The sequence below is a fragment of the Romboutsia sp. D33t1_170424_H2 genome (assembly GCF_015669105.1).
GTDB lineage: Bacteria > Bacillota > Clostridia > Peptostreptococcales > Peptostreptococcaceae > Romboutsia_C > Romboutsia_C hominis.
Window position 1 is genome coordinate 104,963 of the sequence record NZ_JADOZQ010000007.1, and the last position, 15,545, is coordinate 120,507.

The following is a 15,545-nucleotide window of genomic DNA, read 5'->3' on the forward strand; positions in this document are numbered from 1 at the left end:
TTTATTTTCCGATACAGAAGTTACTAAATATAGTATCTAATAGGTCTTCTTTTACTGTGTCTCCATTTATATAACCTAGATAATCCCATATATTCTTGAAATCAACCTCTATAAAATCATATGGAAGGAATGTATCTATTGCATTTATAGCATCATTTATAGATTCATATGATTTTAATAATGCATCTTTGTGTCTAGAATTAGTTATTACTAAGCTAGATGAATTCTTAACACTGCCTTTATAAACCATAGATTCTATTTTATCATATAATTCTTCAATTCCTTCATGTTTTAATGCTGATGTTCTTATTATATTTTCTTCTTTTACATACTTAGCTAGTACATCTTCTTCTATTTTAGGTTCTAAATCTGTTTTATTTAATATAACTATAGTCTTCTTATTTTCTAGGTTTTCTAGTATTTCTATATCTTCATCAGAAAGATTTCTCGATGAATCTAATACCATTATAACTAAGTCTGCACTATTAAATGATTCTCTTGATTTTTCTACACCTATTTTTTCTACAACATCTTCTGTTTCTCTTATACCTGCTGTATCTACTATTTTTAAAGGTATACCTTTTATATTTACGAATTCTTCTATAACGTCTCTAGTTGTTCCTGGTATATCTGTAACTATAGCTCTATTTTCACCTAATATAGAGTTAAGTAATGAAGATTTCCCAACATTTGGTTTACCAACTATTACTGTCTTAAGTCCGTCTCTAAGTATTTTACCACTTTCAGCCGTATCATATAATTTTTTAATTTCTATTCTTATTTCTTCAGCTTTTTCTTTAAGAGTTTGATATGTTATTTCTTCTATATCTTCCTCTGAAAAATCTATAGCAACTTCTAAGTGTGCTAATACTTCTGTTACTTTTCCTCTTAATTCTTTTATCTTACTTGATAAAGAACCTTCTAGCTGATTTTGAGCTACTTGATGAGCCATATCAGTTTTAGCTTTTATTACATCTATTATTGCTTCTGCTTGAGATAAATCTATTCTTCCATTTAAAAATGCTCTTTTTGTAAATTCTCCAGGTTCAGCTATTCTTACATCTTTAGATAATATAAGCTCTAATATTTTCTTTACTGAAATAAATCCTCCGTGGCAGTTTATTTCTATAACATCCTCTGCAGTATATGAGTTTGGCCCTTTCATATAAGCTAATAAAACTTCATCTATAACATCTTCACCGTCTACTATATTTCCGTATATTAAAGTTCTAGTTTTATATTCACTTATTGTTTTTCCTGACATAGATCTAAATATTTCATCTGCTACTTTCAGTGCTTTTTGACCACTAATTCTTACTATACCTATACCACCTTCACCTGGTGCTGTTGCAATTGCTGCTATAGTATCATCTATAAACAAATTAATCACCTCTTATTATTTAGTTAATTTATCTTTAATTTCGTTATCTTTAATTCTTTCCTTAATCTTAACATTATATAAAATAAATAACAAAAATAAAACCCCCTATTACATAGGAGGTTAAATTTTATCTTTTATACTCTATTACTAATCTTCTATATGGATCTGTTCCCTCGCTATACGTAGTTACATACTTATCGTTTTGAAGAGCTGAGTGAATTATTCTTCTCTCATATGGATTCATATAGTCTAATTTCTTTATTTTTTTAGTTCTAGCTACTTCTCTAGCTGCTTTGTTAGCATATCTTATTAAAGATTCTTCTCTCTTTGATCTGTAGTTTTCTATATCTACAAGCACTCTCATATGCGAGTCTTTATTTATTTTATTAAGCGCTAATCCTGTAAGGAATTGAATTGAATCTAATGTTTCCCCTCTTCTTCCTATTAAACATGCAGCTTCTTTTCCTTCTATGTCTACTTTAATTAAATTATTATCTTGAGTAACATTAACTTTAGCCTCTACATTAGAGTTCTTAAGTATATTTTCAACAAACTCTTTAGCTATATCTGACTCAGTTTTAATAACTTTGAATCTGTATAGACCTTCCTTAGCACCTATAAAACCTAAGAAACCTTTTGTAGGTTCTTGTACTGTTTCTATTTGTAAATCTTTTTCAGATACTTTTAGCTCTTCAATTGCTTGGCTTATAGCATCTTCCTTACTCTTACTTCTTATTTCTATGCTTTCCTTCATCTATTACTTCCTCCTTAGAATTAGCTAACTTAGCTTTTAAAGGATTCATTACTAAATAATGTTGTGCAATTGAGAATAAGTTACCTACTGTCCAATATAATGTAAGACCTGCAGGGAACGTGAATCCCCAGAATAACATCATCCCCGACATGAAGTAAGTCATTATCTTCATTGAACCTTGTTGCTGATCCTTTGGCATCATTATCATTTGCATTAAGAATGTAGTTGCCCCTGATAATACAGCTAATATAATATCTGGTTGAGTTAGGTTTTTTATCCAAAGAAACCCTTCTGATGCAGTAGCAAGCGTTGCTTTATCTTGGAAAACACCATAAGTAACAGGATCTCTTAATACTGTAAATAATCCTATTAATATAGGCATTTGTATTAATAGTGGTAAACATCCTGCTAATGGATTTATCTTAGCTTCTTGATATACCTTCATTAACTCTTGTTGTTGCTTTTCTGGCTTATTTTTATACGTTTCTTGTATCTCTTTTATTTTAGGCTGTATATCTTGCATAGCCTTTGTAGACTTAGTTTGCTTTATTGTAAGCGGTAATAATAAAACTTTTACAAAAATTGTAAATACAATTATTGAAAGACCATAATTTCCAATAAAGTCAAAAATTGTCTTTAACACAACACCTAATAAATTACTTATAATACTCAACTGTTATACCTCCTAGAGTATATTCTGTTTTATTTTAAAGGATCGTAACCTCCTGGATGAAAAGGATGGCATTTCGATACTCTTTTTACTGTTAAATATATTCCTTTTAATAGCCCGTATTTTTTAAAAGCTTCTATAGAATATTGTGAACATGTTGGATAAAATCTACATGTAGGTCCTTTTAATGGAGATATAAATTTTTGATAAAATCTCACTAGATAAATACATAATTTCGCTAAGTATATATTTATTTCCTTCAGTATAGTAATTATTTTTTTCAAATTTTAAAATGCCTCCATATTTAGACTTTTGTTATTCACTTAATCTTATGTTTGCTTTTCTTACCAAATATTTTACAGACTTTTCAATATCTTTATATTCAGCCTGATTACTTGCTATCCTTGCTATAAAAACTATATCATACCCACTTTTAACGTTTTCATCTACATTTAATCTATATGATTCTCTTATTCTTCTTCTTATCTTATTTCTAACAATTGCTTTACCTACTTTTTTAGATACTGATATACCTAATTTAGTATCATCTGATTTGTTATCTAGTACATACATTACCAGATACTTAGTTGCAAAAGATTTGCCGTGTTTATACACTTTTCTAAAATCAGAGTCTTTTTTTAAGCCCTTTGTTTTCTTGAAGTCCATATTAAACCCTCCGTAAACACAGCTTGTAAATATAGTTTCTACACAAAAAGGCCACCTTTACAGCGGCCTCTCTCAATGATTAATGAGTTAATCTCTTTCTTCCTTTAGCTCTTCTTCTCTTTAACACGTTTCTTCCGTTAGAAGTTTTCATTCTTTTTCTGAATCCGTGTTCTTTTTTTCTTTGTCTTTTCTTTGGCTGATAAGTTCTTTTCATTACATACACCGCCTTTCAAATTTTATTTCCGTTTATTTTCCGTTTATAAGAATAATAACCTTACCCTCAAAGTAAACATAACACATACAATTATAAATGCTTTTATATTGCTTGTCAACTTGTTTTTAGATACATGAAATAACAAAATTGTTTGTTTTATTTTATATGTTTTGGTGACTATTTATTACCTCAAATTTGTCGTCTGATTTATCCACATTCATTTAAAAGTCTACTTATTATTATGTAGGAAAATTGCGTAAATTGTAGCTGTGTATTAATTTATCAACAGGTGGTTAATATTGTGGATAAATTAAGCAGAATGCCTTGAAGTTTGGCACTTATTCTGATATTATTAATATACTTGTTGATAATGTTTATAAGATTTATTAACTTATTAAGGTTATTCACAAGCTGTGGATATAAATGTGTATAACTTGTATACTTTTAGATAATACTTTAGTTATAAACTACATTTATTATATCTTTAGACTATTTATAACTTTATATACATATTGTTTATATCTTTTTATTTTTTAATACATTTTTACATTATTAATATTTTATCCACATAATTATCCAAATAAATCTAATGAATTTATTTATCATATATATTTTTTTGTTTTTTTGTTAATAACTTGTGGAAAGTGTTAATTAATTTGCGCGGAGGTTTATATTATGGATGTAGTTTCTTTATGGGACAAAACACTACAATTAATAAAAGGTGAGCTATCTCCACCTAGTTTTAATGCTTTTTTTAAGCAAATAGTACCTTTAAAAATACACAATAACGATTTAATTCTTTTAGTCCCTAATGACTTCACTAAAGGTATTTTAGAAGATAGATACTTAAATTTAATAGAAAGTTCTGTAAATCAGCTATCATTAAAAAAATATAATATTAAATTTGTTTTAAGTGAAAAAGACATAGAAGGTCTTGGAGAAGAAGCTAAAAGTTCAGCTTCAAAGGCTAATTATCCTAACCTAAATCCAAAATATACATTTGATACATTCGTAATCGGTAATAGTAATAGATTTGCTCATGCCGCATGTGTTGCTGTTGCTGAATCTCCAGCTAGAGCTTATAATCCTCTTTTCTTATATGGAGGCGTTGGATTAGGTAAAACTCACCTTATGCATGCTATAGGACATCATATAATGAGTCAAAAAAAGGATCCTAAAGTAGTCTATGTATCTTCTGAAAAATTTACAAATGAACTTATAAACTCTATCAAAGATGACAGAAATGAAGAGTTTAGAAATAAATATAGGAATGTCGATGTTCTTTTAATAGATGACATTCAATTTATAGCTGGAAAAGAAAGAACACAAGAAGAATTTTTCCATACCTTTAATTCTTTACATGAGGCTAATAAGCAGATAATTATTTCAAGTGATAGACCACCTAAAGAAATTCCAACATTAGAAGATAGACTTAGATCTAGATTCGAAATGGGACTTATAACAGATATACAAGCTCCTGATTTTGAAACTAGAATAGCAATACTTAGAAAAAAAGCCCAAATGGAAAATATTGATGTTCCAAACGAGGTTATGACATATATTGCTAAAAATATAAAGTCTAATATAAGAGAATTAGAAGGTGCCTTAACTAGAGTAGTTGCTTATTCATCTTTAACTAATAGAACTATATCTTTTGAATTAGCAGAAGAAGCTTTAAAAGATATAATAACTACTTCAAAAAATGAAGAAATAAATGTAAATAGAATAAAAGAGAAGGTAGCATCTGTATTTGATATAAAAATGGAAGATTTTAATTCTAAAAAAAGAACAAGATCAATTGCTTATCCTAGACAAATAGCAATGTATTTATCACGTGAACTTACAGATTTATCACTTCCTAAAATAGGTGAAGAGTTTGGAGGACGTGATCATACAACTGTTATACATGCCCACGATAAGATTATTAAAGATATACAAACTAATGAAGAAATCAAAATAAAAATAGAAAAAATAATCTCTGAATTAAAAGGGTAACTTATAAACAATTATATGTGGATTTTGTGTTAATATAATGTTTATATTTTTTTGTCTAAAATTTATTAACAATTTATACTACTAAAATCAACAAAGATATTAACACTTTATACACATGTTAATATCTTTGCATTTATTAGGCTTAAAGTATTTATTAACATTATCCACATAGCCTATTACTATTACTACTAATTTTTTATTTATTTTTTATATATGAAGACCACAAGGAGGTTATCCACATTGAAAATAATTTGTAATCAAAAAATACTTGCTAATAAAATCGGAATATCTCAAAAAGCTATTAATAGTAAAACTACTTTAGACTTATTAAAGGGAATATTATTATCAGCAAAAGGAGATCAACTAAAATTAACTGGTTATGATTTAGAAATAGGTATAGAAACTTATACACAAGCTGAAGTTATAGAAGAAGGAGAAATAGTAGTAAATGCTAGACTTTTTGGTGATATAATTAGAAAGCTACCAGATTCTTTTGTTGAAATAGAAACAGATAGTGAAAATAATGTATACATAAATTGTGTAAACTCAAGATTTAAGATAAAAGGAGATTCAGCTAAAGAATTTCCAAAGTTACCAGAAGTAAATAAAGAAGACTTATATAATATACCTCAAGATTTACTAAAAAATATGATAAAGCAAACAGTATTTGCTATATCTCAAGACCAAACAAAGCCTATCTTAATGGGTGAACTTTTAGAAATAGTAAATGGTAATATAAGTTTAGTAGCTATAGATGGATATAGATTAGCTGTTAGAAGCTGTAATTTAGAGAATATTTCAAATGATGCTAAAGTTATAATTCCAGGAAAGGCATTAATAGATGTAAATAGCTTATTATCATCAGAAGAAGATATAAAAATGGGATTTGATGATAAAAATGCAATATTTATAATAAATGACACTAAAATAATAACTAGACTTTTAGAAGGTGAATTTATAGATTATAAAAGATTACTTCCAAGAGAACACAATACTAGAGTTAAATTAAAAACAAGAGATCTTTTAAATAGTATTGAGAGAGCATCATTATTATCTCAAGCTGAAAAAAATAATCTAATCAAATTATCTATAAGAGATAATGCAATGGCAATAACTTCTAATACAGATAAAGGAAATGTTTATGAAGAAGTTTCACTAGAATTAGAAGGAGATTATTTAGATATCGCATTCAATTCAAGATACTTCTTAGAAGGATTAAAAAACATTGATAGTGAAGAGATATTTATAGAATTCACAACAAATGTTAATCCTTGTATAATAAAACCTGCTGACGAAATCGAGTACACATACCTATTACTTCCAGTAAGAATATCATCTAGTATATAATTCATTAAAAAAGCCCAACTAATAAAGTTGGGTTTTTATAACTAATTTTATGATATAATATATTTTTGACATGTTAGTGAAAAACTAAATGAAAATAAATAGGAGGACGAGCTATGATAGAGATAAATATAGATTCAGAATATATAAAATTAGATCAACTTTTAAAATTAGCAGACTTAGCATCAACAGGTGGACATGCTAAATTTTTAATATTAGAAGGTCTAGTTAAGGTAAATGGAGAAGTTGAAACAAGAAGAGGAAGAAAACTTAAACCTCAAGATATAGTTGAGGTAGAAGGAAATCAAATAAAAGTAGTGTAATAAGGAGAGCCTTTTATGCAACTAAATAGTTTGCAGTTAGTCAATTTTAGAAATTACGATAGTTTACATCTGGAATTTAATAAAAAAGTAAATCTTCTTGTCGGAAAAAATGGCCAAGGAAAGACTAATATAGTAGAATCTATATATATGCTATCTTTTGGAAAGTCCTTTAGAACCAATAAAGACAAGGAAATAATAAAATTTGAAAAAGAGAATCTTTATGTCGGAGGAGCTTTTTCAAAGGAAAATACTAAAGGCTTAATTGAAATAGCTATCAGTAAGAATAAGAAGGGTATAAAAGTAAATAAAATACCTATTCAAAAAATATACGAACTGCTTGGAAATATAAATGTTGTAATATTTTCTCCAGAAGATCTGAGACTAGTTAAAGAAGGACCTAAAGAAAGAAGATCTTTCATAGATAAAGAGATTAGTCAAATTATACCCAGATATTATAATTATCTTACAAATTATAATAAAATATTATTCCAAAGGAATCAGTTACTTAAGAGTAAGAATATAGATAAATCTTTATTAGATGTATATGATGAAAGTTTAGCTAAGTACGGGAGCTATATTTACATACTTAGAAGAGATTTTATAAAGAAAATAGCAGGTATATCTAAAAGTTTACATGATAAACTAACTGGAGGAATTGAAGATTTAGTTATAACATATAAAAATCAAATTGATATAAATGATGAAGATACTGCCCAGACAGTATATAACAAATTTATTGAAAAACTTTCGTCAAGCCGTGAGCATGATATAGATACAAGGACTACTAGATATGGACTACATAGAGATGATCTTAACATATTTGTTAACGGACTAGATGTAAGGTTATATGGTTCACAAGGACAACAAAGAACTGCGTCAATTTCTTTAAAATTATCAGAAATTGAGTTAATAAATAATGAAGTTGGAGAATATCCAATATTAATTTTAGATGATGTGTTCAGTGAATTAGATGAAACAAGGCAAAAACTATTAGTAAATAACTTAAATGTAGTTCAAATGTTTATAACTACAGCAGAGGTTTCACATAAAAGTATATTCAATATAGATAACACTACTATATTTAATATTGATAATGGAAGTGTTGTAAACATAGAGAATGGAGGGAACTAGATGAAGCAAGAATATGGTGCAAGTCAGATTCAGGTTCTAGAAGGATTAGAGCCTGTTAGAAAAAGACCTGGTATGTATATAGGATCTACTGGTCCAAGAGGGTTACATCACTTAGTTTACGAGATAGTAGACAACAGTATAGATGAAGCACTTCAAGGATATTGTACTGAGATATACGTATCTATAAATCAAGATGGAAGTATCTTAGTAAGAGATAATGGGAGAGGGATACCAGTTGAAGTTCACCCTCAAACAGGTAAGTCTACACTAGAAACAGTTTTAACAGTACTTCATGCAGGAGGAAAGTTCGGTGGAGGAGGATACAAGGTATCTGGTGGTCTTCACGGAGTTGGGGTATCTGTTGTTAATGCGTTATCTGAGTGGTTAGTAGCAGAAATTTCAAGAGATGGAAAGTTATACAGACAAACTTATGAAAAAGGTGTAGCTACATCAGAACTTAATGCAGTAGGAACATCAAGCCACACAGGAACTTGTATAAGCTTTATGCCTGATGCTACTATATTTGACGAAATAGACTTCAAGTATGAAACATTAGAGCATAGATTAAGAGAATTAGCATTCCTTAACAAAGGAATAAAAATAATTTTAGAAGATAAAAGAGAAGGAAAAGAAAAGATAAAAGAATTCCACTACCTTGGTGGTTTAGTAGAATATATAAAATACTTAAATAAATCGAGAACTGGAATACATGAAGATATAGTTTATATAGACAAAAAAGTAGATGACTATATGGTAGAATTAGCAATGCAATATACTGATGGTTACACGGAAAACATATATTCATTTGCTAATAATATAAATACTCATGAGGGTGGATCTCATTTAAGTGGATTTAAAGCGGCCCTTACTAAAACATTAAATGATTACGCAAGAAGAAATAAAGTAATAAAAGATAATGAGCCTAATTTATTAGGTGAAGATATAAGAGAAGGTCTTACAGCTGTAGTATCTGTTAAGCTTCCTGAGCCTCAATTCGAAGGTCAAACAAAGACTAAGCTAGGTAATACAGAGATGAGAGGTATAGTGGATAGTATAACTGTTGAAGAATTAGGAGCTTTCTTAGAAGAAAACCCAACTACAGCAAAAATAATAGTTGATAAGGCCCTTAGAGCTCAAAGAGCGAGAGAAGCTGCAAAAAGAGCAAGAGAGTTAACTAGAAGAAAAAGTGTGTTAGAAAGTACTGCATTACCTGGGAAATTAGCAGACTGTGCTGAAAAAGACCCAGCTAAGAGTGAAGTATTCTTAGTCGAAGGGGATTCTGCCGGTGGATCTGCTAAACAAGGTAGAGATAGACACACTCAAGCTATATTACCACTAAGAGGTAAGATACTTAACGTTGAAAAATCTAGATTAGATAAAATATTATCTTCAGATGAAATAAAAAATATGATAACTGCTTTTGGATGTGGTATAGGAAATGACTTCGATTTAGAAAAAGCTAGATATCATAAAATAGTAATAATGACCGATGCCGATGTCGATGGAGCTCACATTAGAACATTATTACTTACATTCTTCTTTAGATACATGAGACCACTTATAGAAAATGGATATGTATATGCAGCGCAACCACCACTATATAAGGTCAAGAAACAAAAGAAAGAATACTATGTATACTCAGACAAAGAGCTTGCTAGCCTATTAGAGTCGATTGGTAGAACTGGCGTAGAGTTACAAAGATACAAAGGACTTGGAGAAATGAATGCAGAGCAATTATGGGATACAACAATGAACCCAGAAACTAGAACATTACTACAAGTAAATATAGAAGATGCGGCTATGGCAGATGAGGTATTCTCAATGCTTATGGGTGATAAAGTAGCCCCAAGAAAAGAATTTATAGAAACAAATGCTAAATACGTTAAGAATTTAGATATATAAGAAAGGGGATGAGTGTAAATGGAAGAAAACAATAGAATACTTCCTTTAGAAATAGCTGATGAAATGAAAAAATCGTATATGGATTATGCGATGAGTGTTATAGCTGGACGTGCTCTTCCTGATGTAAGAGACGGTCTTAAGCCAGTTCATAGAAGAATACTATACTCTATGAATGAATTGAACTTAACACCAGATAAACCTTATAGAAAGTCTGCCCGTATAGTTGGGGACGTTCTAGGGAAATATCACCCACATGGTGATAGTGCAGTTTACTTAGCTATGGTTAGAATGGCACAAGATTTCTCTACAAGAGGACTTTTAGTTGATGGACATGGTAACTTTGGTTCAGTCGATGGAGATTCACCAGCGGCAATGCGTTATACTGAAGCTAGAATGAGTAAACTATCTTTAGAATTATTAAGAGATATAGAAAAAGAGACTGTTGATTTTATCCCTAACTTTGATGAGTCTTTAAAGGAGCCAGCAGTATTACCATCTAGATTCCCAAACTTATTAGTTAATGGATCTAACGGTATAGCAGTTGGTATGGCAACAAGTATACCACCTCATAACTTAGCAGAGGTTATAGATGCAACAGTACATTTAATAGATAATGAGGAGTGCACTGTAGAAGATTTAATGCAGTTTGTACAAGGACCAGATTTTCCTACTTCAGCAATAATAATGGGAAAAGAAAATATAGCTAATGCCTATAGAACAGGTAGAGGAAAAGTAAAAGTTAGAGCAAGAGCTTATATAGAAGAACTACCTAAGAATAAGCAACAAATAGTAGTAACTGAAATACCATATCAAGTTAATAAAGCTAAGTTAGTTGAAAAAATAGCTGATTTAGTTAAAGAGAAGAAGGTTGAAGGAATATCTGACCTAAGAGATGAAAGTAACAGAAATGGTATGAGAATAGTTATAGAGCTTAAGAGAGACGTTAATGCAAATATAGTATTAAACAACTTATATAAGCATTCTCAAATGGAAGAAACTATAAGTATAATAATGCTTGCATTAGTTGATGGTCAACCAAGAGTATTAAATCTTAAGCAAATACTATACTACTATGTAAAACATCAAAAAGATGTAGTTACAAGAAGAACTAAATTTGAATTAAATAAAGCTGAAGCAAGAGCTCATATATTAGAAGGGTTAAGAATAGCTTTAGATAACATAGATGCAGTAATAAAATTAATAAGAAGCTCTAAGACTACTCAAGAAGCTAAAGCAGGTCTTATGGAGAGATTTGGATTATCAGAAATTCAATCACAAGCTATATTAGACATGAGACTTCAAAGACTTACAGGATTAGAAAGAGATAAAATAGAAGCAGAGTATGAAGAGTTAATTAAGAAAATAAATAGATTAAAAGAAATATTAGCTAATGAGAGATTACTTCTTAACGTAATAAAAGACGAAATGCTAATAATTAAAAAGAATTATGCTGACGAAAGAAGAACTGAAATAAGACATGCTGAGGGTGAAATAGACGTTAGAGATCTTATTGAAGAAGAAGAAATAGCTATAACTCTAACTCACTTTGGATACATAAAGAGAGTGCCAGCAGATACTTATAAGAGTCAAAATAGAGGTGGAAGAGGTATATCAGCTCTTACTACAAGAGAAGAAGACTTTGTTAAGCACCTTGTAACAACAACGACTCATAGTAAGTTATTATTCTTCACTAACAAAGGTAGAGTATTTAAATTAAATGCTTATGAAATACCTGAAGGGAAGAGACAGTCTAAAGGTACAGCTATAATAAACTTACTTCAACTAGCTCCAAATGAAAAAATAGCCACACTAATAGCAATAAATGAAAATGATGAGAATCAATATTTATTATTAGCTACTAAAAATGGTATAGTTAAAAAGACTAAGCGTGAAGAGTTCAAAAATATTAATAAATCTGGGCTGATAGCTATAGGATTAAGAGAAGACGATGAGCTTATAGGAGTTAAGTTAACAGATGCTAATAAGGAAGTTTTACTAATAACTAAAGATGGTATGTCTATAAGATTTGATGAAAATGACATAAGACCAATGGGTAGAACTGCTATGGGTGTTAAAGGTATAACTTTAGGCGCTGATGATAAAGTAGTATCTATGAGCTTAACAGATGAAGGAACAGAAGTATTAGTAGTTAGTGAAAATGGATTTGGAAAAAGAACAGATATAGAAGAGTATAGAACTCAGATAAGAGCTGGTAAAGGTATAAAGACATATAATATAGCTGCTAAGACAGGAAAGCTTGTTGGAGCTGAAATGGTTACAGAAGAAGACGAAATAATGATAATAAACTCAGATGGAGTGTTAATAAGATTAAGAGTGAATGAAATATCATTATTTGGAAGAGTAACAAGCGGTGTTAAACTAATGAAGACCAATGATGAAGTTAATGTAGTTTCTATTGCTAAAATAAATATAGAAGAAGAATAGGAATATATCCTATTCTTTTTCCATAGCTATCGACTATAGGAGAGGAGAATGTATTATGAGCAATAAGAAAGGGAAATATTTATTACTAGGAGCATTTCTTGGATTTATAGCCGGTTTATTCTTTGCACCTAAAAAAGGTTCAGAATTAAGAAGAGATGCTAAAGAAAAGCTAGGTGAGGTTAAGGAAAACCCAAAAGAAGCTTTACAAGGAACAATAGATGGTGTAAAAACTAAAATAAATAATCTAATTGATGATAATGTATTAGAAGATAGTATAGATATATGTGAAGATGAAATAGTAATAAGTAGAACTTTTGAAGATGAAGGGGAGAATAATTAATGGATGCAATGGGATGGCAAATAGGTGCTGTTTTATTTGGTGTTTCGGCATTAATTATAGCAATATACATAGGAAGATTATTGAATGAGACAACTAAAGTTGTAGGAAAGGTATACAAAATAGTTGACTATAATGAAAGACATATACACGAGACAATAGAAAATGTTGCCGCTATATCTAAAAATACAGAAGAAATAACTGATTTAGTTGGCAAAGTGGCAGGTATAGCCAAAATATTTAAATTTATAAAGAGATAATTGCATATAAGGAGGTTTATTGATGTCAATAAATATAAATTCAAAGCTAAATGAACAAGAATGTTTCTGGGATATATCATTAGAAGGAGAACTTGATGTTTCTACAGCAGATAAGTTAAAAGAACATTTACATAATTTAGCAGATAAAGAATCTTTAGATATGAAAATTAACCTTACAAACTTAGACTATATAGATTCAACTGGTTTAGGTGTAATGATAGGAGTACTTAAGAAATTAAAAATAAACGGAAAGGAAATATATATATTAAATCCAAAAATCAATGTAAAAAAAATATTTGCAATAACAGGACTAGATAAAATATTTAAAGTGGAGGGATAGACGTTGGCTTTTGAAACAATAAAGATGGAAATAAGCTCAAACCCTGAGTATGTTGGAATTATAAGATTAACCACATCAGGTATAGCTAATAAAATCGGATTTTCGATAGATGATATAGAAGACATAAAAGTTGCTGTATCAGAAGCTTGTACAAATGCTATAAAGCATAGTAATGATAATAAATTTTTTATAACTTTTGATATATTAGAAAATGGATTAGCTATAGAAATTGAAGATAAAGGCAAGGGGTACGATGTAGAATCTTTACATCAACCAGATTTAAATAATCCAAAAGAAAGTGGGTTAGGATTATTTATAATACAATCATTAATGGATGAAGTTAATATAGAATCTAAAGAAAATAAAGGGACTATAATAAAAATGACTAAGTATTTAGGAGTTGGTATTTAATGAAAAACGTAGCTAATGCTACTAATTACCTAGACATAGATAATAAGGGGCTATTCAAGATATATAGCAAGGATAAAGATAACAAAGAAGTTAGAAATATTCTTATTGAAAAACATCTATATTTAGTAAATTTGTTAGCTAAAAAATATGCAAATAAAGGTGTAGAATTTGAAGATATATATCAAGTAGCTTCATTAGCATTAATATACGCTATAGATAGGTATGATATAGAAAAAGGGTATGAGTTTTCAAGTTTTGCAACTCCTACGATAATAGGTGAAATAAAAAAGTACTTTAGAGATAAAGTATGGACACTTAGAGTACCGAGGCGTGTTCAAGAGTTAAGCAAAAAGATAAGTGAAGCCAAAGTTATATTAGAACAAGAATATAAAAAACAACCTAGAGTAGAAGAGATTGCAAAATATATAGGGTGTACAGAAGAAGATGTTTTAGAAGCCATGGAAGCATCTTATGGATATCAACCTATATCATTAGATTCATCAAGTAATGATGATTCAGAAGATAAAGATATAACATTGATAGACAAAATTGGACAAGAAGAAAGTAGTTTTGGAAATATAGAACAGCGAGACTTTATAAATAAATTCATGGAAAATTTAAATGAATTAGAAGTTAAAATATTTAAAGATAGATTTTTCTTAGATAAAACTCAATCTATGATTGCAAAAGAACTAGAAATCTCTCAAATGACTGTTTCTAGGCTAGAAAGAAAGATAGTTGAAAAGCTTAGAAAAGAATATGAAAAAAATTTATAAAAAAGTTTTTGAAAAAGTATTGACCTACTGTTTATTCTATAGTATATTATTACTTGTCCTTAAGAAAAGGGCAAATAAGAAATGAACTTTGAAAATTAAACAGTAGGTTAATTTATATAACTGATTCTTAAAAGAATCGAATACAACCAAGCCAGATATTCAGATAATGATAGTCTGAGCAGGTAACAACTTTTATTTGAGAGTTTGATCCTGGCTCAGGATGAACGCTGGCGGCGTGCCTAACACATGCAAGTCGAGCGATTTACTTCGGTAAAGAGCGGCGGACGGGTGAGTAACGCGTGGGTAACCTGCCCTGTACACACGGATAACATACCGAAAGGTATGCTAATACGAGATAACATGAGAGAGTCGCATGGCTTTCTTATCAAAGTTTTTGCGGTACAGGATGGACCCGCGTCTGATTAGCTAGTTGGTAAGGTAACGGCTTACCAAGGCGACGATCAGTAGCCGACCTGAGAGGGTGATCGGCCACATTGGAACTGAGACACGGTCCAAACTCCTACGGGAGGCAGCAGTGGGGAATATTGCACAATGGGCGAAAGCCTGATGCAGCAACGCCGCGTGAGCGATGAAGG

Annotated in this window: 17 protein-coding genes and 1 rRNA gene; 12 read left to right on the top strand and 6 right to left on the bottom strand. The window is 29.8% G+C overall.

The genetic code is table 11. From position 1 onward, the window contains the following. Position 1: 1 nt before the first annotated feature. The 6 genes from mnmE to rpmH form a co-directional block, all read right to left on the bottom strand. Complete coding sequence (gene mnmE, locus I4U66_RS09835; RefSeq protein ID WP_092921693.1) at positions 2 to 1,381, bottom strand: tRNA uridine-5-carboxymethylaminomethyl(34) synthesis GTPase MnmE; 1,380 nt, start codon at positions 1,379 to 1,381, stop codon at positions 2 to 4. Between the two features lie 127 nt (positions 1,382 to 1,508). Then, positions 1,509 to 2,135 (bottom strand): RNA-binding cell elongation regulator Jag/EloR, encoded by a 627-nt coding sequence (gene jag, locus I4U66_RS09840; protein ID WP_092921694.1) that lies wholly within the window; start codon positions 2,133 to 2,135, stop codon positions 1,509 to 1,511. Then, positions 2,107 to 2,808 (bottom strand): YidC/Oxa1 family membrane protein insertase, encoded by a 702-nt coding sequence (locus tag I4U66_RS09845; RefSeq protein ID WP_092921696.1) that lies wholly within the window; start codon positions 2,806 to 2,808, stop codon positions 2,107 to 2,109. The genes jag and I4U66_RS09845 overlap by 29 nt, the downstream gene beginning before the upstream one ends. Before the next feature lie 29 nt (positions 2,809 to 2,837). Continuing rightward, complete coding sequence (gene yidD, locus I4U66_RS09850; protein WP_092921698.1) at positions 2,838 to 3,089, bottom strand: membrane protein insertion efficiency factor YidD; 252 nt, start codon at positions 3,087 to 3,089, stop codon at positions 2,838 to 2,840. Between the two features lie 31 nt (positions 3,090 to 3,120). Beyond that, on the bottom strand, positions 3,121 to 3,471 hold the full coding sequence (gene rnpA, locus I4U66_RS09855) for a ribonuclease P protein component (RefSeq protein WP_092921700.1): 351 nt from the start codon (positions 3,469 to 3,471) through the stop codon (positions 3,121 to 3,123). Positions 3,472 to 3,550: 79 nt separating this feature from the next. Beyond that, a complete protein-coding gene (rpmH, locus tag I4U66_RS09860; protein WP_092921702.1) occupies positions 3,551 to 3,685 on the bottom strand; it encodes a 50S ribosomal protein L34 in 135 nt (44 codons plus the stop codon). Positions 3,686 to 4,360: 675 nt separating this feature from the next. On the opposite strand from rpmH, the gene dnaA reads away from it, so the two are divergent. The 12 genes from dnaA to I4U66_RS09920 form a co-directional block, all read left to right on the top strand. After that, positions 4,361 to 5,680: a chromosomal replication initiator protein DnaA gene (gene dnaA, locus I4U66_RS09865; RefSeq protein WP_092921704.1), complete on the top strand. Its 1,320-nt coding sequence runs from the start codon at positions 4,361 to 4,363 to the stop codon at positions 5,678 to 5,680. Positions 5,681 to 5,920: 240 nt separating this feature from the next. Beyond that, positions 5,921 to 7,027, top strand: a complete 1,107-nt coding sequence (gene dnaN, locus I4U66_RS09870) for a DNA polymerase III subunit beta (protein ID WP_092921706.1) — start codon at positions 5,921 to 5,923, stop codon at positions 7,025 to 7,027. Positions 7,028 to 7,140: 113 nt separating this feature from the next. Continuing rightward, on the top strand, positions 7,141 to 7,347 hold the full coding sequence (yaaA, locus tag I4U66_RS09875) for a S4 domain-containing protein YaaA (protein ID WP_092921708.1): 207 nt from the start codon (positions 7,141 to 7,143) through the stop codon (positions 7,345 to 7,347). Between the two features lie 15 nt (positions 7,348 to 7,362). After that, a complete protein-coding gene (recF, locus tag I4U66_RS09880) occupies positions 7,363 to 8,478 on the top strand; it encodes a DNA replication/repair protein RecF (RefSeq protein WP_092921710.1) in 1,116 nt (371 codons plus the stop codon). Beyond that, entirely contained in the window at positions 8,479 to 10,380 is a 1,902-nt protein-coding gene (gyrB, locus tag I4U66_RS09885; protein ID WP_092921712.1) for a DNA topoisomerase (ATP-hydrolyzing) subunit B, read from the top strand. It begins immediately after the preceding gene. Positions 10,381 to 10,398: 18 nt separating this feature from the next. Further along, positions 10,399 to 12,825 (top strand): DNA gyrase subunit A, encoded by a 2,427-nt coding sequence (gene gyrA, locus I4U66_RS09890; RefSeq protein ID WP_092921714.1) that lies wholly within the window; start codon positions 10,399 to 10,401, stop codon positions 12,823 to 12,825. Between the two features lie 55 nt (positions 12,826 to 12,880). After that, positions 12,881 to 13,165 carry a YtxH domain-containing protein gene (locus tag I4U66_RS09895; protein WP_092921716.1) on the top strand — a complete coding sequence of 95 codons (285 nt, stop codon included), beginning with the start codon at positions 12,881 to 12,883 and terminating at the stop codon, positions 13,163 to 13,165. After that, a complete protein-coding gene (locus I4U66_RS09900) occupies positions 13,165 to 13,422 on the top strand; it encodes a hypothetical protein (RefSeq protein ID WP_092921718.1) in 258 nt (85 codons plus the stop codon). Before I4U66_RS09895 ends, I4U66_RS09900 begins: the two co-directional genes overlap by 1 nt. Before the next feature lie 22 nt (positions 13,423 to 13,444). Next, positions 13,445 to 13,762, top strand: coding sequence for an STAS domain-containing protein (locus I4U66_RS09905; protein WP_166506172.1), 318 nt, complete (start codon positions 13,445 to 13,447; stop codon positions 13,760 to 13,762). Positions 13,763 to 13,765: 3 nt separating this feature from the next. Next, positions 13,766 to 14,173, top strand: a complete 408-nt coding sequence (locus I4U66_RS09910) for an ATP-binding protein (protein ID WP_330383662.1) — start codon at positions 13,766 to 13,768, stop codon at positions 14,171 to 14,173. Further along, positions 14,173 to 14,949: a SigB/SigF/SigG family RNA polymerase sigma factor gene (locus I4U66_RS09915; RefSeq protein ID WP_092921720.1), complete on the top strand. Its 777-nt coding sequence runs from the start codon at positions 14,173 to 14,175 to the stop codon at positions 14,947 to 14,949. The genes I4U66_RS09910 and I4U66_RS09915 overlap by 1 nt, the downstream gene beginning before the upstream one ends. A gap of 192 nt (positions 14,950 to 15,141) precedes the next feature. Then, positions 15,142 to 15,545 (top strand): 16S ribosomal RNA (locus I4U66_RS09920); the annotation flags it as partial.

Excerpts from the sequence above, each read along its gene's own strand:
- rpmH (WP_092921702.1), bottom strand. The coding sequence starts at position 3,685 with ATGAAAAGAACTTATCAGCCAAAGAAAAGACAAAGAAAAAAAGAACAC.
- I4U66_RS09895 (WP_092921716.1), top strand. The coding sequence starts at position 12,881 with ATGAGCAATAAGAAAGGGAAATATTTATTACTAGGAGCATTTCTTGGA.
- dnaA (WP_092921704.1), top strand. The coding sequence starts at position 4,361 with ATGGATGTAGTTTCTTTATGGGACAAAACACTACAATTAATAAAAGGT.
- gyrB (WP_092921712.1), top strand. The coding sequence starts at position 8,479 with ATGAAGCAAGAATATGGTGCAAGTCAGATTCAGGTTCTAGAAGGATTA.
- yaaA (WP_092921708.1), top strand. The coding sequence starts at position 7,141 with ATGATAGAGATAAATATAGATTCAGAATATATAAAATTAGATCAACTT.
- recF (WP_092921710.1), top strand. The coding sequence starts at position 7,363 with ATGCAACTAAATAGTTTGCAGTTAGTCAATTTTAGAAATTACGATAGT.
- I4U66_RS09915 (WP_092921720.1), top strand. The coding sequence starts at position 14,173 with ATGAAAAACGTAGCTAATGCTACTAATTACCTAGACATAGATAATAAG.
- I4U66_RS09900 (WP_092921718.1), top strand. The coding sequence starts at position 13,165 with ATGGATGCAATGGGATGGCAAATAGGTGCTGTTTTATTTGGTGTTTCG.
- rnpA (WP_092921700.1), bottom strand. The coding sequence starts at position 3,471 with ATGGACTTCAAGAAAACAAAGGGCTTAAAAAAAGACTCTGATTTTAGA.
- gyrA (WP_092921714.1), top strand. The coding sequence starts at position 10,399 with ATGGAAGAAAACAATAGAATACTTCCTTTAGAAATAGCTGATGAAATG.
- I4U66_RS09905 (WP_166506172.1), top strand. The coding sequence starts at position 13,445 with ATGTCAATAAATATAAATTCAAAGCTAAATGAACAAGAATGTTTCTGG.
- jag (WP_092921694.1), bottom strand. The coding sequence starts at position 2,135 with ATGAAGGAAAGCATAGAAATAAGAAGTAAGAGTAAGGAAGATGCTATA.